The following is a 19842-nucleotide window of genomic DNA, read 5'->3' as shown; positions in this document are numbered from 1 at the left end:
GGGAAATGCTGGCCGCCATCTCATCTTAATTCTAGATAATTTACGCAAGTGATTGAATAAAAACGTCTTTTTATTGCGCTCAATACTTAATCCAAATTGGCAGAATTGATCTGTAATACATTGAATATCAATGATTTTTTCACCGAATTAATACCATTTCCAAAATACTTCCCTACGGCGCCACAAACCTCCATGCCGGATTATCGAACATGGAAATCGTGCGCGCGCGCACCGTGCCGGACGGACACAGTTCATCCTGGGTGTATTGCGTCAGCCGGATCGAATTCGGCACTTTTGCCTTGCAGATGATGCCGACGTATTCGGGTTCGATGGTCGCCGCCTTGAACACGAAGCTTTCCTTGTATTCATCGGTAGGCTTGAATATCTTTATCAGGTCGCCCGGGTTCTTCAGGCTGTTGTAGTCAAAACCCATCCCCTGCGACACCAGCGTCGATACTTGCGCCGGGTTGATGCCAACCTTGTCGACCCGGTAATTGCTGCCGAAACCGGAGGCGCCGCCGATCAGCTGCGACAAGTTGCCATACTTGCCGTTGTTCAGCACCATGCCGACGTTGTTGCTGGAAGCCAGCGGATTGAGCTCGTCGAACATGCGCTTGATCGCTACCGCCCCCGGCGCCGACCAGGAATTGGTGACCATGGTCAGGCTGCCCAGCGCAGTAACGTTGGTGCCGCCGGCGGCGGCGCTGTCGACCCCAGGCGCGATGCCGAAGCGCTGCTGCAGGAAATCGGTGATGAAATCGCCCAACCCGATGGCGCCGTTGACCTGCACCCGCTCGTAGGGTTTGTCATCGAGCTTCAGGCGGGTCAAGGTGTTATGGGTCGGATCGAAGCCCATCGGACCGCCGGGCGCCTTGTCCGAATTGGTGACGACGCTCAAGGCATTGCCGGACAGCGAGCCGAAAGTCGCGCCCTTCATCGTGCCGGTAAAAAAGCGCGCCGCCGTGCTCATCCAGTCCGGATGGTCCTGCATCAAGGCGTTGCCGCCCTCGCCCTGCGACTGGCGCGCGCCGCGCGGCGTCAGGTAGACGTTGCGGAAAACCTGCGGCCCCAGGTTGCCGTCGCTGCTGTAGAGCGCTTGCGTTTCGGCGCCGGCGCCTGTCTTGTAAGCGGTGCGTTCCCAGATCGCGAAACGCGCGGCCTCGGCATTGAGCTGGCTCAGTTCGCCGAAGCGCCACACCCATTGCAGGCCGAACAGGAACACCATGAACAGGCTGCAGACAATGATGGATTCGACCAGCGCCTGGCCGCGCTGGCGGCGCAAGCTGGGCGATGCGGTGGATCTGGTAGGCAGCATGGGCATGAAATGAGCTCTAGTTGATGATGAAAAACAGCGCTTTTTCAGGGTAGTTCAAGCCTTCCAGGCGGGCGTTCCAGTACGGCAGCATCAGGTTGGCGTGCGACACGATCTGGCCGCGCGTGGTCCAGCGCTCCACTGGCGCCCGGTAATACACGCGCGCCTTGCCGATCGCCTTCAGGTAATCCTGCTTCAGTTCGGTGTCGTAATCGTTCATGGGCGCGCGCCCTAGGTTGAATTTGCTTTCCGGGCGCAGCGGCGTCTTGTCGACCGTCTGCTGCAGCGCCACCACGAACGACGGCCCCAGGTCCTTCAAGGCGTTGTCTTGCACTTCCTTGCTGGCCACAAACAGGTTGCTGGCCGCGCGGTCGCCCAGCTGGTAGTTGCCCATGTTGGCGCCGCGCATTTCCCACAGGCCGAAGCGTTCCGCCGGCAATCCCATGTCGGCCGCCACCACGCCGCCCAGGCCGGGTTTCTGGAACAGCGTTTCGGTGCCGCGCGAGGTGCGCATGCCAAGGACGTCGATCAAGTCGCCCAGGCCCAGGGCCTTGAGGATGAACTGGACAAAACCGCTGGGGGCGTCCAGCGGGTCGTCGAACGCGGAGGTGGCGAGCGAAAAACCGCTGCCCAGCATGTTCGAAATGGAAGTGGCGACATTGCCGCCCAGGCTCGACAGCTGCTGGAAATTCACCGCCTGCTGCGCCATCGCCGTCGCCACTGCCACTTCGGCGTCGGCGCTGCCGGGATTAGGCGCATTCAGCGCGGCGCCGGAAGCCGGCGTGCCGGCCGGCGCGCCGCCCAGCACGCCGCTCAGGTTGCCGGCGTTGGCGTCCGGGAGGTTTACCGCGGATTGGGATGAATTGGAGGAATTGACGCCGGCGCCGGCCGCATTGATCACCGGCTCCAGGGTCGCCATGGCGGCGTTGTTGAGCGTCTGGCTGGCGGTGGCGATCTGCGGCTGGCCCTTCATTGCGCGCTCGCCGGAGGATCCGGCGATATTCATGACGCCGCGCTCGTAGTATTTCTTGGCCGCGCCGGCGGACAGCGAGCCGCAGGCGCCGCTTATCCGCGGCGCATAGAGCTCGCCGCTAGGCAGCGTGAAATACAGGCAGTCGTCGATGCCGGTAGCCTCGCCCCAGAACGATTTCTTCCAGGAGGAAGTGTCTTTCACCACCTCCACGAACTTGGCCAGGTCTTCAGGCACTTCCTGGTTCTTGTCCAGGCCCTGGCGGCCGACCTTGGACATCGTCACCGCGCCGGCCATCGGGATGTGGATATTGAACAGGTGCGGATTGATCTCCATGATGTCGATATTGCTCCAGGCATAGGTGCCGTCCTGCATCTGGATCATGCGGGTGCCGCCGGTGCGCTCGTAGAGGCACATGATCGGGCTGACGATGAGGCCCACCGTGTTCATGAACGCTTCGATCACCGGGCCGATGACGTCCGCCGCAACGTTGCCTTGCAGCGCCGGCACGATCTGTTCCAGGCCGTTGGCCGAGAGGCCGGTCAGGATGCCGTTGATGCCGCTCAGGTTGCAGCCGTCCACCGCCCACAGGCCGACCGCGTTGGGAAACAGGCGGCGGCCGCCCATGGCGCTGGTCAGCTTGATCATGTCCTGCATCATCACCCGGTGCACCAGGTTGAATTCGGCCGTGCCGGTGCTGTCCGGCAGCTTGGTCTTCATCTCGGTGCTGCCCATGAACTTGCGCGGCGGCTGGTGCAGCTTGATCATGCTGCCGAAGTCCACCACGCTCTTGGCGACCTGGTACATGATGGTCTGCGGCACAAACTCGGCGCGCGGTGCGTTGGCCGTCAGCAGTTCCTTTTGCATCGCGATCATGGCCGAGGTGGTAGTGGCCAGGTGCACCTGCTGCGAAGCGAAAATCGCGTAGTTGGTGAGCGAGGTGGTGGCGGTGCCGGCATTGGCCAGCACCTGGCTGGTGACGCGCACGCCGTCGACGATTTTTTCCCAGTACTTGCCGAACGTAGAGACGGCGTTAAGGATGCTCGACATGCCGGCGCCGATATAGGGAATGAATTTGGTCAGCGCAGCGGTGGCCTTCATCACCTTGGTATTGTTTTTCCAGTACTGGTCCGACATGGTCATGTTCGACCACATCGCCGTCATCTGGCCCACCGCCTGGTAGTTCGCGATCATGGCGCGGTTGGTGTAGGCCGTATAGTTGAGGCCCTCCGCCGCGATATTGGCGGTGCTGTAGGCAATCGCATCCGCGGCGTTGACCAGGCGCCGCTTGTCGCTCGTCACCTGCGACAGGTTGTAGACGGAAAATATGCCGACGCACAGCACCGCCAGGAAAAAGATCCCGATCGGCAGCACCGCGCCGCGGCTGTATGCGTGGCTGGCGCGCCGCGGCAAGCGGCGGCGGCGGCCGGAATGAAAGCGCCTGGTCATGTCGTGTTTCATGGCAGCGGTCCCGGTCCCGGCGCCACGGCACGCAAAGCGGATGGATCGGCCGGCCGTGCGTTGCCTGCGCAGGACACGCTGAATTTCAGCACCATGTCGTTACCCTGAGTGGAATTTAAGTTTGCGCGAATGAACGATGGATCCATCGTTCCTGGTAAGACGCGTTAAAAATCTTTCCGGATGGTAACTGCACTTTGTTACCGGATAATGACGCTGGCGAGAACCAGCCTGCGCGCCGGCTTTCGAACGCACAGGTGCGCGCGTTCCAGTCAACGCATGGTGAATTGCTTTAGGAAATTTAAACGACGGCAGGACAGCAGTCGGGGCCGTGCCGTATGCAATGCGCTTATCTGGCCGCGCGCAAGCGCCTTTCGGCAATCTCGAATACGGCCATGCCAGCCAGCATCGCCGCAACAAACACCAGCGCTTTCGTCTCGCCCATGCCAAGGTCCACCAGGACGGGTCCCGGGCAAAAGCCCGCAATCCCCCACCCCACCCCAAACAAGGCGCTGCCGATCACGAGGCGGCGGTCTATGTGGCGCGCGGCCGGCAGCCTCATCTCGGCGCCGATCAAGGACGTGCTGCGTTTTTTTGCAAAAGAGAACGCCACCAGCCCCAGCGCGATGGCGCCGGCCATCACAAACGCCAGCGACGGGTCCCACGCGCCGCCGAGATCGAGGAAGCCAAGCACCTTGGCCGGATTCGCCATGCCGGAAACGATCAGCCCCAGTCCGAACACCAGGCCGGCAAGCAGCGATGTGATGATAAGCATGGTTTTTTCCTTAAGCGGCAAACAGGTGGCGTATCGCATATACGGTGACGAACCCGCACCCCATGAAGACGACGGTGGCCGCCAGCGAACGCGGCGACAGGCGCGACAGGCCGCAGACCCCGTGGCCGCTGGTGCAACCGGAGCCGTAACGGGTGCCGACGCCGACCAGCAGCCCCGCTAGCGTCAAGGCGCCGTAGCCGGCGTCAATCCGCACCGCCGGCAATGCGACAAACAAGCCGTACGCCAGCGGCGAACCGATCAGGCCTAGCAAGAAGGCAGTGCGCCAGCCGATATCTCCGCGCGCCGGCCGCAACAGTCCGCCCAGGATGCCGCTGATGCCAGCAATGCGGCCGTTCAGCAATACGAACATCGCTGCGGCCAGGCCGATCAGCAAACCGCCAAGCAAGGCCGCCCATGGCGTGAACGCGCTCCAGTCGATAGACATCATGTTTCCCTTGAGGATGAATGTTTGGCCCGGTTCTTGCTCAGTTGTTTTGCCAAGCCGTTGATGAAGCTTGCCTATTTTCGCACGGTTGATGCCGCGCCCGATTCCGCAACATCCCTTTCAAAAAAGGTGGTCCATGAAATTTTTCGCTATCTTCTTCGGCGGCCTGCTGCTGGCCGGCGCCTGCCGGGCAGACAATCCGGCCATCCCGGACAAGGACGAGGTCATCAAGCTGCTGCAGCTGGAGCATCATTTCGAAGGCGGCTATTTCCGGCAAACCTTCAAGGCCGACCAGCGCGACAAGATCAGCACCGCGCGCGGTCCGCGCAGCACGCTGACGACGATCTACTATATGCTGACCGACGACACGCCGATAGACCATTTCCATACCAAAAGCTCGGACGGCATCGAGTATTACCACATGGGTGCGCCCATCACCTACCACCTGATCTACCCTGACGGCAGGTACCAGGCGGTGGTGGTCGGGCCGGATATCCGGCATGGCCAGCAATTGCAGCTGGCCGTCAAGGGCGGGACCTGGAAAGCGGCGGAGCTGACCAAGGGCCAGTACGGCCTGGTCAGCGAGGCGGTCGCGCCCGGATGGGAGATGGAGGACATGGTGACGCCGACGCGGGAAGAACTGCTCAAGCTGTTCCCGCAGCACAAGGATGTGATCGTCAGGCTCACCCGGCCCTGAACACCCGGCCGGGCAAGCCGGCTGCGGCCTTTAGAAATCCTGGACCGTCGGCCGCAATACGACTTCATTGATGTCGACACCCGCCGGCTGCTCGATCGCATAGGCGATTGCGCGCGCCACCGAATCCGCCGGAATTGCGATCTGGTAAAAGTCCTTGACGAATTTCGCGCTTTCTTCGTGCGAGCTACCCAGCTTCAGTTCACTGTCGACGGCGCCTGGCAGGATAGTAGTGGTACGGATTGTTCCACCCACTTCATGGCGCAAGCCTTCGGAGATGGCGCGCACCGCGAACTTGGTGCCGCTATACACCGTGCCGCCCGGGCTGAACACCTTGATGCCGGCCACCGACGCGATATTGATGAAATGTCCGCTGCCCTGCCGCTGGAACAACGGCAGCGCGGCGGCAATGCCATACAGCACGCCTTTGATGTTGATGTCGATCATCCGGCTCCACTCTTCGACCTTGGTTTCGCTCATCGGTGCAATCGCCATCAGGCCCGCATTGTTGACCAGCACGTCGACCCGGCCGAAACTGCTGACCGCGACATCGAGCAAGGCCTTGACCTGGGCCGCATCGGTGACGTCGGTTGCAGCCACTTCCACCTTGCCGCCGGCGGCGCGGATCTCATTGGCGATACCGGCCAGCTTGTCGATGCGGCGCGCGCCCAGCACCACCGACGCTCCCTGCGCTGCCAGATGTCGAGCGGTTGCCTCGCCCAAACCGCTGCTGGCGCCGGTGATAACAACTACTTTACCTTCGATATTGGTGTTCATGTCCATCTTCCTTTTCTGGTTGAAGCAGGTGGCATTCCCCCTGCGATGAAAGAAGTATGGGATGATTATTAATGCCAAACAATGGAAATGATTTGATTTTATAATTCCAATACAAGGAATAATTATCCGATGCTGAATCGACTCGAAATGATGCGGATTTTCTGTACAGCCGCTGAAACCGGCAGTTTCAAGGCGGCCGCGGTCAAGCTCGGCATCTCGCCGCAGGCAGTCACCCGCGCCGTGCAGGAACTTGAGCAGCTGCAAGGAGAAATGCTGTTTCACCGGAATACGCGGCGGGTACAGATCACTGCCTTTGGAGAAACGCTGGCAGCGCGCGGCCGGGACACGGTGCGGCAGCTCGACGGCTTGTTCGAACGCGATACCGGCAAGGCTGACGCCGAGCTGAGCGGGCTGGTGCGGATAACAGCGCCGAGCGCGCTGGGCAGGCGGCTGGTAGTGCCGGCCCTGACGCATGTCGCCAAGGCCAATCCGCACATCAGCTTCGACCTGCGTTTCAACGATCAGCTGGCCGATGTGGTGAATGAGAAAATCGATATCGGCGTACGTATCGGCTTTTTGCGGGACAATCGTTTCGTGGCGCGGCTGGCCGCCAAAGTCCATTTCCGTATCGCCGCAACGCCTGGATTCATACGCAAGTACGGCATCCCCAAGAGCATCGAGCAGTTGAACGATTTTCCGACCAGCGCCCTGTTCGACCGCGACACCGGACGCCTCTGGCCATGGTCGTTCATCGGCGACCAGTTGCTGCTGCCGACTGGCCACCGTTTCGTTTGCGACGACGGCGAAGCGGAGCTTGGTCTGGTACAGGCCGGTCTTGCTTGCGGACAGCTCCCAAGCTTCATGGCAGACCAGCAGATTGCCGCGGGCAAGCTGCTGCCGGTGCTGCAGGAGTTTGCTCCCGAACCATGGGACCTGTACATTTACCGGCCGCAACGCGGACCGGTGCCGGCGCGGGTGCGCCTGGTTTACGACCATCTCGCGGACGTGCTGTCGGCATGATGTAAGCTCGCTCGAAGCAGGCAAGACCAATTCCCCTGGATAAAGGAAAACGACATGGACAAGCAATTCGAAGATGGCCTGGAAATACGCAGGCAGGTAATGGGAGAGGAATTCGTGGCCAAGGCTTTCGCCGGCGCCGACGATTTCACGCGTCCGCTGCAGGAATACATCACCCGCAACGCCTGGGGCACGGTCTGGCGCCGCGACGGCCTCGACCTGAAAACCCGCAGCCTGCTGACGCTGGCGATGCTGACGGCCCTGGGCCGCACCCAGGAACTGAAAGGCCACGTGCGCGGCGCCCGCAACAACGGCGCGACCATGGAAGAAATACAGGAAGTGCTGCTGCACGCCACCGTGTACTGCGGCGTGCCGCTGGCGGTGGATGCTTTCCGTGCTGCGCAGGAGGTTTTGGCTGACCAGCAAACCGGCAAGGCGTCGAACCCCGGCGCCTAAAGCATATATTTATTCCGTATATAGTTGTTCAAAATGATTCGTTCTTTCTTGGCATATGCCTACTATATATTCGCGGCTAATGGAAAGAGAGCCGCGCATGTACTTTTTACCTTACGACCCTGCATTCCATTACCTTGACCAGGCCGCGCCGCCGGCCGCCACCGTTGCCCAGAACGACGAAAAGACGCCGCCGTCCACGGCATGGCGGGGCCGCCTGGAATTGCCTACCTGGGGACTGATTGCCGTGATCTACGGCGGCTGGCTGGCGACCGTGCTGCATTGGCGCGGACTGGGCCCATGGCTCGGCACGCCCTTGCTGATCGGACTGAGCGCCTGGTACATGTCGCTGCAGCACGAGCTGATACACGGCCATCCGACCCGCCACGCCCGCTTCAACGCCCTGTTCGGCCAGCTGCCGCTGGCGGTGTGGTATCCGTACGCGCTGTACCGCGACAGCCATCTTGCCCATCACCGCGATGAAAAGAACCTGACGCTGCCGGGCGCCGACCCGGAAACCTACTATGCAGCGCGCGCGAGCGGCGGCCGGCCGGGACGGTCCTTGCGCCGCTTCCGCAATACGTCCGGCGGCCGCCTGCTGGCCGGGCCGGCGCTGGCATGGTCGCAGACGGTCCATGCCGCATGGCGGCAGCGCGACCGCAAAACCATGGTTACCTGGGCCTGGCACCTGGCGCTGCTGGCCATGCTGCTGCTGTTCCTGCATCGCGCCGGCATATCCCCCTGGTTCTACCTGTTTGCCGTCGCTTATCCCGCGCTGAGCCTGACCATGGTGCGTTCTTTCTATGAACACCGGGCGGTCGAAGCCGCGCACGGACGCTCGGTGATCAACGAGGCTGCATGGCCCTGGCGCCTGCTGTTCCTGAATTTGAATTACCATCTTGTACATCACTTGCATCCCGGACTGCCATGGTTCCATCTACGACAAGCCTATCTGGTCCAGCGCGAGGCCTACCAGGAACGCAGCGACGGTTTTGTCGAGCACGGCTACCTGCCGCTGCTGTGGCGCCATCGCAGCACCCCGGTGATTGCCGATATCCATCCATTTGCCTGAACCGGCATCGCTATCTTCTAACGGAGTCGACATGAGTCTGTACACTCGCCTGCTGGCCGCCGCCTTGGCCACTTCTTTGGCCGCCGCCCTCTTTTCTCCTTTTGCCCAGGCTGCCGAACCGGTCCGGGTCGGCTCCAAGATCGATACCGAAGGCGCGCTGCTGGGCAACCTGATCCAGCTGGTGCTGGAGGCCAACGGCATCAAGACGGTCAACCGCCTGCAGCTGGGAACCACCAAGGTGGTGCGCGGCGCCCTGATCTCGGGCGACGTCGACATCTATCCCGAATACACCGGCAACGGTGCGTTCTTCTTTTCCGATGAAAAGAACCCGGCCTGGAAAAACGCCGAGAGCGGCTACCAGCTGGTGAAGAAACTCGATCTCGATAAAAACAAGCTGGCCTGGCTGACGCCGTCTCCCGCCAACAATACCTGGCTGATCGCGGTGCGCAAGGAGGTGGCGCAGGCCAACAAGCTCAAGACCCTGGCCGACCTGGGCCGCTGGATCGGCCAGGGCGGGCATTTCAAGCTGGCGGCGTCGGCTGAATTCATCGAGCGCCCGGATGCCTTGCCCGCCTTTGAAAACACCTACGGATTCAAATTGAAACAGGACCAGCTGCTGACCCTGGCCGGCGGCGATACGGCAGCGACCATCAAGGCCGCCGCCGAGCAGACTTCCGGCGTCAACGCGGCGATGGTGTACGGCACCGACGGCGCGCTGGCGGCGCTGGGACTGGTGGCGCTGGAGGATATCAAGTCGGTGCAGCCGGTCTACGCGCCGACAGCAGTGGTCCGCAGCGAAACGCTGGCGAAGTACCCCAGGATTGCCGACCTGCTGAAGCCGGTGTTCCTGTCGCTGGATAGCCCGACGCTGCAAAAACTCAACGCCGGCATCGCCATCGAAGGGCGCGACGGCCGCAAGGTCGCCGGCGATTACCTGCGCAGCAAAGGCTTCATCAAATGACCATGGCGCGTCTGGCCGACCAGCCATGGCGCGTGGGCAGCGCCGCGCTGGCGGCCCGCAAGCTGCACAATCCGGTGCATTTGCTGCTGGTGATCGTCGCGATCGTCGCCGCTACCAACCTGCCCCTGCTGACCTATGCCCCCAACCGGCTGCTCAGCGGCCAAGGCATCCTGCTGAGCCAGCTGGCCGCGCGTTACTGGCTGCTGGCGCTGCCGGCCCTGCCGCTGCTGGCGGCGCCCTGGCTGCGGCCGTCCCGCTTCAGCAGCATTGTCCTGCTGCTCGCGGCGGCAGGGTTGAGCGGCGGCCTGCTGGCCTTGGCCGGACATGAAGCCCAGTTGCGCAGCGGCGACGCCGATTCGCTGGCGCGCATCTCGTTCGGCGGCGCGTTCTGGCTGTTGCTGCTGACCGCCTGGCTGCAGCTGGCGGAGGCGCTGCGCGGCCTCGCCCTGGCTTTGCCGGCGCGGGTCGCGGTGATACTCGCGGCGCTGGCGCCGATCGTGGCGCTGATCGTTTCGGGATACCTGGATAGCCTGTCGCTGCTGAAGGAATACCAGAATCACCAGGATGCCTTTAACCTGGCGCTGCTGCGCCATCTGCAGCTGGTCGTGTTTTCGGTATTGCCCGCGGTGGTCGTCGGCGCGTTGCTGGGCGCGCTGTCTTTCCGCAGCCGGCGGGCGCGCAAGCTGCTGTTTCCGGTGCTGAACGTGATCCAGACGATTCCCTCGATTGCCCTGTTCGGCTTGCTGATCGGTCCGCTGGCGCTGCTGGGCAGCCTGTTGCCGCAATCCGGGATCGGCGGCGTCGGCCTGCCGCCGGCGTTGCTGGCGCTGAGCCTGTATTCGCTGCTGCCGATGGCCAACGGCACCCTGGCCGGTCTGGAGCAGGTCCCGGCCGACGTCCGCGAAGCAGCCAGCGGCATCGGCATGTCGTCCTGGCAGATATTCTTCCACGTCGAGCTGCCGCTGGCGCTGCCGGTGTTCCTGGCCAGCGTCCGCGTCACCACCGTGCAGGCGGTCGGGCTGGCCGTAGTGGCAGCCTTGATCGGCGCCGGCGGCTTCGGCGTCCTCATGTTCCAGGGCATGTCGAGCAGCGCGCTGGACCTGGTGCTGCTGGGCGTGATCCCGGTGATCCTGCTGGCCATCGGCGCCGATACGCTGTTCAAGGTAGCGATCGTTCTCTTGCGGAGGCAAAACCATGATTGAAATCAGCGAAGTCAGCAAATCGTTCAGCGGCTGGCAAGCGGTCAGCGAGCTGTCCCTGACGATCAAGGACGGCGAGTTCGTGGTCCTGATCGGCACTTCCGGCTCCGGCAAGTCGACCATGCTGAAGCTGCTGAACCGCTTGCTGGAACCGGATAGCGGCAGCATCAGGCTCAACGGCAAGCCGATCGTGGAGCACTCGCCGGAGCAATTGCGGCGCCGCATCGGCTATGCGATCCAGTCAGTCGGCCTGTTTCCGCACTGGACGGTGGAGCAGAACATCAGCGCCGTCCCGGTCCTGCTGAAATGGCCAAAAGCCAGGATCCATGAGCGCGTCAGCGAACTGCTGGCGCTGTTGCACCTGCCCCCTGAAAAATTCCGCCACCGTTATCCCGACCAGCTGTCCGGCGGCCAGCAGCAACGGGTCGGCGTCGCACGCGCGCTGGCGGCCGATCCCGACGTGCTGCTGATGGACGAACCTTTCGGTGCGCTGGATCCGGTCACCCGCGCCAGCCTGCAGCAGGAACTGGCCAATATCCACAAGCTGTCCGGCAAGACCATCGTGCTGGTGACGCATGACATCGACGAAGCCCTGGCGCTGGGCGAACGCATCGTACTGATGGACCACGGGCGCATCGTGCAACAAGGCACGCCGCGCGAATTCCTGCTGTCGCCGGAGAATGAATTCGTGCGCGGGTTTGTCGGCCAGAGCGACGTCGGCATCCGCCTGCTCGGGCTGGACAAGATCGCCGGCCGGGTGCGCAACGAAGCAGCGATACCGGGCGAGCCGATCTCCAGCAGCAGCACCCTGCGCGAAGCCCTGTCCGCTTTCATCACCCGCAAGGCGCATAGCCTGCCGGTGGTCGACGAGCGCGGCCAGGCTGCCGGCGTGCTGCATTTCTCCGATTTGCTGGAGGCGGCGCGATGAACCGGCTCTACCGCTACCGCTGGCTCGCCGCCAGCAGCCTTTTGCTGCTGGGATTCACCTTTGGCATGCCGTTGACGGCGCCGCTGTTCGCCAGCGCCTTCCCGCAGCTGGCGCGCCCCATGTACCTGCAAGACGCATTCACCACGCTGGTGCTGGCGCACCTGCGCATTGTGCTGCTGTCGGGCGCCATCGCGGTGCTGGGCGGCGTGGCGGCCGGCCTGCTGGTCACCCGGCCGGCGGGACGGCCGTTCCGCTCTTCGCTGGAAACGGTGCTGGCGATCAGCCAGTCGTTTCCCCCGGTGGCGGTGCTGGCGGTGGCGGTGCCGCTGATCGGTTTCGGCGAAACGCCGGCCCTGATTGCGCTGGTCATGTACGGCGTGCTGCCGGTAGCGCAAGGCGCGATGACCGGATTGTCTTCGATCTCGCCGGCGATCCTGGAAATTGCGCGCGGCATCGGCATGAACCGCTGGCAGATCCTGTACCGGGTGGAGCTGCCGCTGGCGGCGCCGGTGATACTGGCGGGCGTGCGCACCTCGGTGGTGATCAATATCGGCACGGCGGCGATCGCCTCCACCGTCGGCGCCAAGACGCTGGGGCTGCCGATCATCGTCGGCCTGAGCGGCTTCAACACCGCCTATGTGATCCAGGGCGCGCTGCTGGTGGCCTTGCTGGCCATCGTCGCCGACCAGCTGTTCGACCTGTTGGGACAGCGCTGGACGCCGCAGGCAGACCCTGCATTGCGCGGCGGAGGCAGTGCATGAGATGTGCATTGCCGATGTACCCGTTTCCGGCCGCCAGCCTGGACCAGTTCTGGCGCGGGCTGCGCGATTGCATGCTGCGCGAAGGCATGGCCGATGTGCCGCACCAGCTTGAGCAGCCGCAGGATTTGCTGCAGCACTGGCAAGAGCCCGGCCTGCTGCTGAGCCAGGCTTGCGGTTATCCGGTATCCACGCAGCTGCATGGCAAGGTGCAGGTGGTCGGCGCCTTGCATTTCGACCTGCCCGGCTGCGAACAGGCCAACTACAGCAGCAGCTTGTGGGTGCGCAAAGAGGATGCTGCCAAGCCCTTGCCGGCTTTCCACGGCGCGGTTGCCGCCTGCAACGAGCGCCATTCGCAATCCGGCTATCACGCGCTGCGCAGCGCGGTTGCAGGGTTTGCCGGCGACGGCAGGTTTTTCTCGGAAGTGCTGTTCAGCGGCGCTCACCGGCAGTCGGCGCGGCTGGTCGCCGGCGGCAAGGCCGATATTGCCGCGCTCGATTGTGTCAGCGCCTATTTTTTGAGCCGCCAGGAAGCGGAGGTTTTTTCCCGGCTCGCCGCCATCGGGTTCACCACGCCGATGCCGGGCCTGCCGCTCATCACCGCATCTACCACACCGCCTGCCACCCTGGCCGCCCTGCGCCAAGCCCTGGCCGCCAGCATCGAGGCTCCTGGGCTTGAACACGCTCGCCGCGCCATGCGCATCAGCGGTTTTTCCGTGCTGGACGAGCAGGATTACCGCATCTGCGCATTGAAGGCGGAACAGAACCTCGCCGGCGGCCTGGCCGACTGGTAGCGCCTTGCCGGCACGCAGTACGCGTTCTGGGCCGGCGCAAGGCGGTCATCATCCAGTCATATTTCTTCGTTAGTATTTTGCAACTCCTCCTGAATCGGGTTGGACGTCCTGCACTGAATCCGTGTGCCAGGCGAAATTTCTTCGTTCATGCTTCGAGAACCGGAACATGTCTAACTGAATTCGGAGGATCGCCATGGCGTCTGTCAAAGATCAATCCCAGTTGCTGTCGGTGACCGCCCATGTCGGCGACTGCAAGACCCTGCTGGCGTTCAGCCTGCTCCAGCCCGACGGCGCCGCCAACCTGGCGGGTTTCACGATCCGCTGCCAGCCCAAGGGCCTGCCGTCCTACTATCTGTACAACACGCTGCAGTTTGAAACCCCGGCGGCGCATGCCCAGGATCCGGCCGAGCCGCCGAACTCAACGGTGAATGCGCCGATACACAAGTTCCGCTGGCTGCACGTGCCTGGCTCGGTCCATCAGGGACTCACACCGTTTTTCGGCGAATACACTTATACGGTGATCCCCCGTTATTTTGACGGCAAGCAGTCGATGACCGCCCTTGACGAGACACTGGGCGTATCGGTCAGCGTGTATGTCGGGCCGTTTGCAAAAGACAAGTTCAAGCTCGGCTTTACCCGCGGCTACACGCAGTCCCAGGCGTTTGCCCATCATTTCGGCGTCAACGCGCTGATCCGGCCCAACACCAAGGAACTGCTGTTCGATACCACGCAGGTATCGGGCGCCAATGCCGCCGGCGAGCAGTACACCTTTGCCGACGAATACGCCTGGCTGGGGTTGACTGCAAGGGAGCGGATTTTTGAATTCCTGAATGAAATGCTGCAAGATCCGGCACAGTACCTCGATGTGTTTGCCTATGACCTGAACGAACCCGACCTGTGCAAGATCCTGCTGGAACTGGGCAAGCAGGGCCGGGTCCGCATCATCCTCGACAACGCAGCCCTGCATCATTCCGCCGCCAAACCAATGCCAGAGGATGAGTTCGAGGCGCAGTTCCTGGCCGTGGCCGCCAGCCCCGCCGCCATCCTGCGCGGCCATTTCAAGCGTTATGCGCATGACAAGGTATTCGTTTCCTTCAACAAGGACAGTGCGCTGAAGGTGCTGACCGGGTCGACCAATTTTTCCGTCACCGGCCTGTACGTCAACTCCAACCATGTGATGGTGTTCGACGATCCCAGCGTCGCAACCGAATACGGGCAATTGTTCGAGACCGTATGGCAAGGCGGCGTCAAGCTCGGCCCCTACCTGCAATCGCCGTTCTCCTCCGCAACGTTCTCGATTCCCGAAGGCATTTCGCCGCGCGCCGATATTACGTTTGCGCCGCATGCGGCGGATTTCGTTGCCAAGAACCTTGGCGACATCGCCGCCCGCATCCAGCAGGAACAAACCAAGCCCGCCAAGAACGGCAGCGTATTGTTTGCCGTCATGGAGATCGACAACGGCACCAGCCCGGTCTATGCCGCGCTGAAGGATTTGCACGCCGACAGCAATGTCTTCAGCTATGGAATTTCGGATAGCAACACCGGTATTTCCCTGTATGCGCCGGGCAAGAAAACCGGCGTGCTGGTGACCGGCAAACCGGGCAAATCGATACTGCCGCCGCCGTTTGACCAGGTACGCTCGATCAGCGGCATCGGCCACCAGATCCATCATAAATTCGTCGTATGCGGTTTCAGCGGCGACAGCCCGGTTGTGTTCTGCGGCTCGTCCAACCTTGCCCTAGGCGGGGAACAGGCCAACGGCGACAACCTGCTGGCGATCCATGACGGCGACGTCGCAACGGTGTTCGCCATCGAAGCGGTGGGACTGGTCGATCATTTCCAGTTCCTGAACCGGATGGCGGCCGTCGCGCCGCCGACGGCCAATGAACCGGTGCCGGCCTCGAAACAGCAGGCCGCGCTTGCTGTCGGCTGGTTCTTGTCCACCAGCGATGGCTGGGCCCGCCCCTATTTCGATCCCAACGACTTTCATTACACTGACCGCCTGCTGTTTGCCTGATGCGTGCACCAGGTCAACAGCTCAGCTGCCGAGCTGCCACCATGCAGGCAGCAGCTGCCTGACTTCCTGCCGCGCAAAACGGTCGTCGATCAGGTACACCACGCCGCGGTCCTGCTGGGTGCGGATCACCCGGCCCGCGGCCTGCACCACTTTCTGCAGCCCGGGATACAGGTAGGTGCAGTCGTAGCCTTGGCCGAAAGTGCGTTCCATCTGCTGCATGATCTGTTCATTGACCGGATTGACCTGCGGCAGCCCCAGGGTAGCGATGAAGGCGCCGATCAGGCGCGCGCCGGGCAGATCGATGCCTTCTGCAAATGCGCCGCCGAGCACCGCAAAACCGACGCCTTGCGAGGCATCGGTAAACCGTGCCAGGAACTGCTCCCTTTCCCGCTCATCCATGCGGCGCGCCTGCTGCCACAAAGGGATATCGGGATAAAGCGCGGCGAACATGGCGGCGACTTTCTCCAGGTAGTCGTAGCTGCTGAAAAACGTCAGGTAGTTGCCGGGCTGCTCCCGGTATTGCCTGGCGACCAGGTCCACGATCGGCGCCAGCGACCGCTCGCGATGCTGGAAACGGGTCGAAATCCCGGTGACCAGCCGCACTGACAGCTGGTCGGCGGTAAACGGCGACGGCACGTCGAGCCAGGCGGTATTGTCGGGCATGCCCAGCGTCTTGCTGTAAAAATGCCAGGGGCTGAGCGTGGCGGAAAACAGCGTGGTCGAATGCGCAGCGGCAAAGCGCGGCGCCAGGAAGCTTGCCGGCACGATATTGCGCAGGCACAGCGTCGCGCCATGGGCGCCGCGCCGGGTGATGTCGAACAGCGAGTGGCTATCGAACAGCTCGGCGATGCGGGTGAAATGCATGGCGTCGAAATAAAAGCGCTGCAGGTCGCTGTCGAGGGCAGCCGGATGATCGACCATGTAGTCGGTGATATCGGCCACGGCCTGTTGCAGCGCCTGGATGAAGGCGTCCGGCAGGTTTTCGTAGCGCTGGTATTCGGCTTCCTGCTCCTTGTACAGGGCATTCCATTGGCGATTGACGCGGTCCAGCGCGCGCTTGAGCGCCGGCGGCGCCGCTTGCCGCACGGCTTTGAAACCGGCTTGCTCCATTTCGGCGGAATACATCTTGCGCGCCCGTTCGATCATGTTGTGCGCTTCGTCGACCAGCACGCCTACCCGCCACTGGTTGGCGCTGGCCAGGCCATGCAGCATGGCGCTCAGGTCGAAATAATAGTTGTAGTCGCCGACGATCACGTCCGACCAGCGCACCAGGTCCTGGCTCAGGTAATAGGGGCAGACGCGATGCGCGGCGGCGACCTGGCGCAAGCCCTCCTTGTCCATCGCACCGCTTTCGATGGCTGCGCTGCGCGCCTGCGGCAGGCGGTCGTAAAACCCTTGCGCCAATGGACAGGAATCGCCGTGGCAGGCTTTGTCGGGATGCTCGCAGGCCTTGTCGCGCGCGACCAGCTCCAGCACGCGCAACGGCAATCCGACCGCGCTTTGCTTGATGCGCGCCGTCGCTTCCAGCGCCAGCGCGCGCCCCGAGGTCTTGGCAGAAAGAAAAAATATCTTGTCCAGCGCCTGGCCAGGAGTCGCCTTGAGCAAAGGGAACAGGCTGCCGATCGTCTTGCCGATGCCGGTCGGCGCCTGGGCCAGCAGGCAACGGCCGCTGCTGGCGCCCTTGTACACCGCTTCCGCCAGGATCCGCTGGCCGGGACGGAAATCGGCGTGCGGAAAGCGCAAGGCGGCCAGCTGGGCGTCGCGTGCCGCGCGATGCGCCATCTCCTGTCCGGCCCAGGCCAGGAAGCGGCCGCACTGCTCTTCGAAAAACCGTTGCAGGCAGGCGGCGGTCGCATGTTCGGTCAGCAGGGTTTCCTTCTGCCTGCCGATGTCGTAGTACACCAGCGCCAGCTGCAGTTCGGGCAGGTTGCGCGCCTGGCACAGCAAGTGGCCGTAGATCCGCAGCTGCGCCCAGTGCAGATGGCGGTGGTTGTCCGGCATGCGCTCCAGGCTGCCGCGGAAGGTCTTGATTTCTTCCAGCCGGTTCAAGGCCGGATCGTAGCCGTCGGCGCGGCCGCGCACCAGCAACGGCCCGTAGCGGCCGCTCAGGCTGACTTCCTTTTCATAGGCGGCATCGCGGCGCGACGCCACCGCGGCGTGGCCGGCGATGCCTTCCAGCGCGGTCGGCGCCGGCGTGAAGCGCAGGTCAAGGTCGCCCTGCTTGGCCGTGAACTCGCACAGGGCGCGGACGGCGATTACGTATGCGGCCTGGTTCACGCGCACTCCCCGGCCCATTGCACGTAACAGACGGCGACCGGGATGCCGTGTTCGGCAAAATAGTGCAGCCAGCGGATCTGGTTGTCTTGCAGGCGGTCGCCCGGCCCTTTGACTTCGATCATCTGGCAGCGTTTTTCCGCCGGCCAGAACTGGATCAGGTCCGGCAAGCCGGAACGGTTGGTCTTGATGTCCTGCAGGATGCGCTCGAAACATTTCCGCAGGTGCAACGGCGGCAGGCAATCCAGCGCCATTGCCAGCAGCGCTTCGTCGATGGCATCCCAGAACACGAACGGCGACTGGATGCCGGCCTTGGCGTGGAAATTGCGCCTGATAGCCTGCTTATAGCCGCCGCTGTCGAACAGGGCGAAACCGGCCTCGAACAGCGCAGCACGGCGTTGCTGGAAATCGGCGCTGTGCAGGTCCGCGGGGCCGCTCTGGAACGGATGGAAGAACGCGCCCGGCAGCGGTGCAAAGATGGCATCCCAGAACAGCAGGCCGAACAGTGAATTGATCAGCGTGTTTTCGACGTAGACGACGGGCGCATCGGGGCGCGACAGATGGCTGGCAAGCACGGTTTCGACCGGGATGCCGGGCTCGGCCCGCGGCAACGCCATATCCTGGCGGACGATAGCCGCGGCAGCGGCCTGCGGCATCTTGCCGTGGCCCAGCTGCCGCCGCAAACGCGGCATGACGCGCAGCAGCTGCTGTTTTTCAGCTTCGCTTTCCGGCTGCCGCTCGGCCTGCTGCGCCAGTGCGAAAGCCGCATCGGGCTGGCCGCAGCGTTCCAGCACCCGGATCGCACGCAGGCGCGCCCCCGGCCAAGCACATTCAGCATAAAGCCGTAGCGCGGCCGGCAGTTCTGCGCTGCGTTCGTAGTGCTGGGCGACCTGGAACAGCAGCTTGCTGCGGCGCTGTTCCAGCCAGTCGTTCGGATAAGGCACCTCGGGAACGTCAGCCAGTACGGCTGCCGGCGCTTCGCCGTTACGGAACCGTTCGCGGCAGGCGTGCAGGTGCAGGTAATCGTCGATGTCTTGCCTGCTGCTGAAACCTTGCGCAAGCGACAAATCGACCTGTTCGTACCTGAAAATCCCCAGTTCCGACAGCACGAACTCCGACCAGTCCTGGCGCAGGTTGCCGAAGAACATCAGCCGCAGCCGGTCGCACAAAGGTGCGATGCGCAACTGCAACAGCTGCTCATCGATGCCCCAGCCGGCGAGCGTGCGCACCGTGTCGCCATGTTCGCCGCGCAGGATTTCCAGCTGCCCTGCCTTGCGCGCACTGCGCGGCAGCAACGGGAATACTTCCGCGAGCTCGGTTTTCGTCAGCAGGCCGCACAGTTGTCCGATATCGATGGCCGGCTCTCCGTCCAGCCAGCCGGCGGCGACCAGGGGCACTGCGGCGCTGCGCGGGCAGCCGATTTCGTCGTAACGCAGCCGGCCCAGGCGAAACAGCTCGCCCTTGCGCATCACCATCCGCACCAGCAGTGCGCGCGAGGCCAGCGGCAATGCTTCGAAACCATCGGCGAAAGCCTGCTCCTCGCCATCCAGCAGATGCCGATAGCGGGCGCGCACCGATGCCACCACGGCAAGGAAATTGTCGAGATAATAAAAACGGTTTTCCAGCACTCTGATCATGTTGCGGGCGCCGCAGCTCTGCGCATTGCGAAGAGCGCCAGGCAAAATTGAAGATGATTGACTGTATGGATATACAGTTACACTGCAGTATATATCAACCCTGAAGAATTGCCGCCTTCGGCCAGGCGGAAGCCGCGATCCAAACTTGTGCGTCCTCTAAAAACCGTCATTCCCGCGAACGCGGGAATCCAAGTTAATGACTTGGCACGCATCGCAAAATGGATTCCCGCGTTCGCGGGAATGACGTGTGCGCACAAGTTTGAGTCGCCCCCCAGGGGGAAGCCGCGCTTCGCCGCAAATT

General features: G+C 62.9%; 17 protein-coding genes. 10 read left to right on the top strand and 7 right to left on the bottom strand.

Going from position 1 to position 19842, the window contains the following annotated elements; all coding sequences use genetic code 11:
• Nucleotides 1–172: 172 nt before the first annotated feature.
• The 4 genes from AC07RZ_RS20115 to AC07RZ_RS20100 form a co-directional block, all read right to left on the bottom strand.
• The gene (locus AC07RZ_RS20115; RefSeq protein ID WP_494669291.1) at nt 173–1315 is read right to left on the bottom strand and encodes a hypothetical protein; all 1143 of its coding nucleotides are present in this window, start codon (nt 1313–1315) and stop codon (nt 173–175) included.
• A 16-nt stretch (nt 1316–1331) separates the two neighbouring features.
• Nucleotides 1332–3731, bottom strand: coding sequence for a pilus assembly protein TadG-related protein (locus tag AC07RZ_RS20110; protein ID WP_494669290.1), 2400 nt, complete (start codon nt 3729–3731; stop codon nt 1332–1334).
• Between the two features lie 358 nt (nt 3732–4089).
• Entirely contained in the window at nt 4090–4515 is a 426-nt protein-coding gene (locus tag AC07RZ_RS20105; protein ID WP_494669289.1) for a DUF6691 family protein, read from the bottom strand.
• Between the two features lie 10 nt (nt 4516–4525).
• The gene (locus AC07RZ_RS20100) at nt 4526–4960 is read right to left on the bottom strand and encodes a YeeE/YedE family protein (protein WP_494669347.1); all 435 of its coding nucleotides are present in this window, start codon (nt 4958–4960) and stop codon (nt 4526–4528) included.
• Between the two features lie 136 nt (nt 4961–5096).
• On the opposite strand from AC07RZ_RS20100, the gene AC07RZ_RS20095 reads away from it, so the two are divergent.
• Nucleotides 5097–5657, top strand: coding sequence for a cupin domain-containing protein (locus AC07RZ_RS20095; protein ID WP_494669288.1), 561 nt, complete (start codon nt 5097–5099; stop codon nt 5655–5657).
• A 30-nt stretch (nt 5658–5687) separates the two neighbouring features.
• On the opposite strand, the gene AC07RZ_RS20090 is transcribed toward AC07RZ_RS20095, so the two are convergent.
• Nucleotides 5688–6431 carry an SDR family oxidoreductase gene (locus AC07RZ_RS20090; RefSeq protein ID WP_494669287.1) on the bottom strand — a complete coding sequence of 248 codons (744 nt, stop codon included), beginning with the start codon at nt 6429–6431 and terminating at the stop codon, nt 5688–5690.
• A 129-nt stretch (nt 6432–6560) separates the two neighbouring features.
• Between AC07RZ_RS20090 and AC07RZ_RS20085 the strand changes: the two genes are divergently transcribed.
• The 9 genes from AC07RZ_RS20085 (at nt 6561) to AC07RZ_RS20045 (ending at nt 15630) form a co-directional block, all read left to right on the top strand.
• Nucleotides 6561–7451 (top strand): LysR family transcriptional regulator, encoded by an 891-nt coding sequence (locus AC07RZ_RS20085; RefSeq protein WP_494669286.1) that lies wholly within the window; start codon nt 6561–6563, stop codon nt 7449–7451.
• 54 nt (nt 7452–7505) lie between these two features.
• Nucleotides 7506–7904, top strand: coding sequence for a 4-carboxymuconolactone decarboxylase (pcaC, locus tag AC07RZ_RS20080; protein WP_494669285.1), 399 nt, complete (start codon nt 7506–7508; stop codon nt 7902–7904).
• A gap of 97 nt (nt 7905–8001) precedes the next feature.
• The gene (locus AC07RZ_RS20075) at nt 8002–8973 is read left to right on the top strand and encodes a fatty acid desaturase (protein WP_494669284.1); all 972 of its coding nucleotides are present in this window, start codon (nt 8002–8004) and stop codon (nt 8971–8973) included.
• A 31-nt stretch (nt 8974–9004) separates the two neighbouring features.
• Complete coding sequence (osmF, locus tag AC07RZ_RS20070; protein ID WP_494669283.1) at nt 9005–9934, top strand: glycine betaine ABC transporter substrate-binding protein OsmF; 930 nt, start codon at nt 9005–9007, stop codon at nt 9932–9934.
• Complete coding sequence (locus tag AC07RZ_RS20065; RefSeq protein ID WP_494669282.1) at nt 9931–11136, top strand: ABC transporter permease; 1206 nt, start codon at nt 9931–9933, stop codon at nt 11134–11136. Before osmF ends, AC07RZ_RS20065 begins: the two co-directional genes overlap by 4 nt.
• Nucleotides 11129–12061 (top strand): ABC transporter ATP-binding protein, encoded by a 933-nt coding sequence (locus tag AC07RZ_RS20060; protein ID WP_144737798.1) that lies wholly within the window; start codon nt 11129–11131, stop codon nt 12059–12061. The genes AC07RZ_RS20065 and AC07RZ_RS20060 overlap by 8 nt, the downstream gene beginning before the upstream one ends.
• The gene (locus AC07RZ_RS20055; RefSeq protein ID WP_144737800.1) at nt 12058–12822 is read left to right on the top strand and encodes an ABC transporter permease; all 765 of its coding nucleotides are present in this window, start codon (nt 12058–12060) and stop codon (nt 12820–12822) included. Before AC07RZ_RS20060 ends, AC07RZ_RS20055 begins: the two co-directional genes overlap by 4 nt.
• Entirely contained in the window at nt 12819–13613 is a 795-nt protein-coding gene (locus AC07RZ_RS20050; protein ID WP_494669281.1) for a phosphate/phosphite/phosphonate ABC transporter substrate-binding protein, read from the top strand. Before AC07RZ_RS20055 ends, AC07RZ_RS20050 begins: the two co-directional genes overlap by 4 nt.
• Before the next feature lie 193 nt (nt 13614–13806).
• A complete protein-coding gene (locus AC07RZ_RS20045) occupies nt 13807–15630 on the top strand; it encodes a phospholipase D-like domain-containing protein (RefSeq protein WP_494669280.1) in 1824 nt (607 codons plus the stop codon).
• Nucleotides 15631–15651: 21 nt separating this feature from the next.
• On the opposite strand, the gene AC07RZ_RS20040 is transcribed toward AC07RZ_RS20045, so the two are convergent.
• Both AC07RZ_RS20040 and AC07RZ_RS20035 read right to left on the bottom strand, forming a co-directional pair.
• Nucleotides 15652–17925 (bottom strand): ATP-dependent DNA helicase, encoded by a 2274-nt coding sequence (locus AC07RZ_RS20040; protein ID WP_494669279.1) that lies wholly within the window; start codon nt 17923–17925, stop codon nt 15652–15654.
• Nucleotides 17904–19541 (bottom strand): VRR-NUC domain-containing protein, encoded by a 1638-nt coding sequence (locus AC07RZ_RS20035; protein WP_494669278.1) that lies wholly within the window; start codon nt 19539–19541, stop codon nt 17904–17906. The genes AC07RZ_RS20040 and AC07RZ_RS20035 overlap by 22 nt, the downstream gene beginning before the upstream one ends.
• Between the last annotated feature and the right edge of the window lie 301 nt (nt 19542–19842).

The sequence above is a fragment of the Collimonas sp. GW821-FHT07E08 genome (genome assembly GCF_059418905.1).
This window is presented reverse-complemented; position numbering and strand designations above follow the sequence as displayed.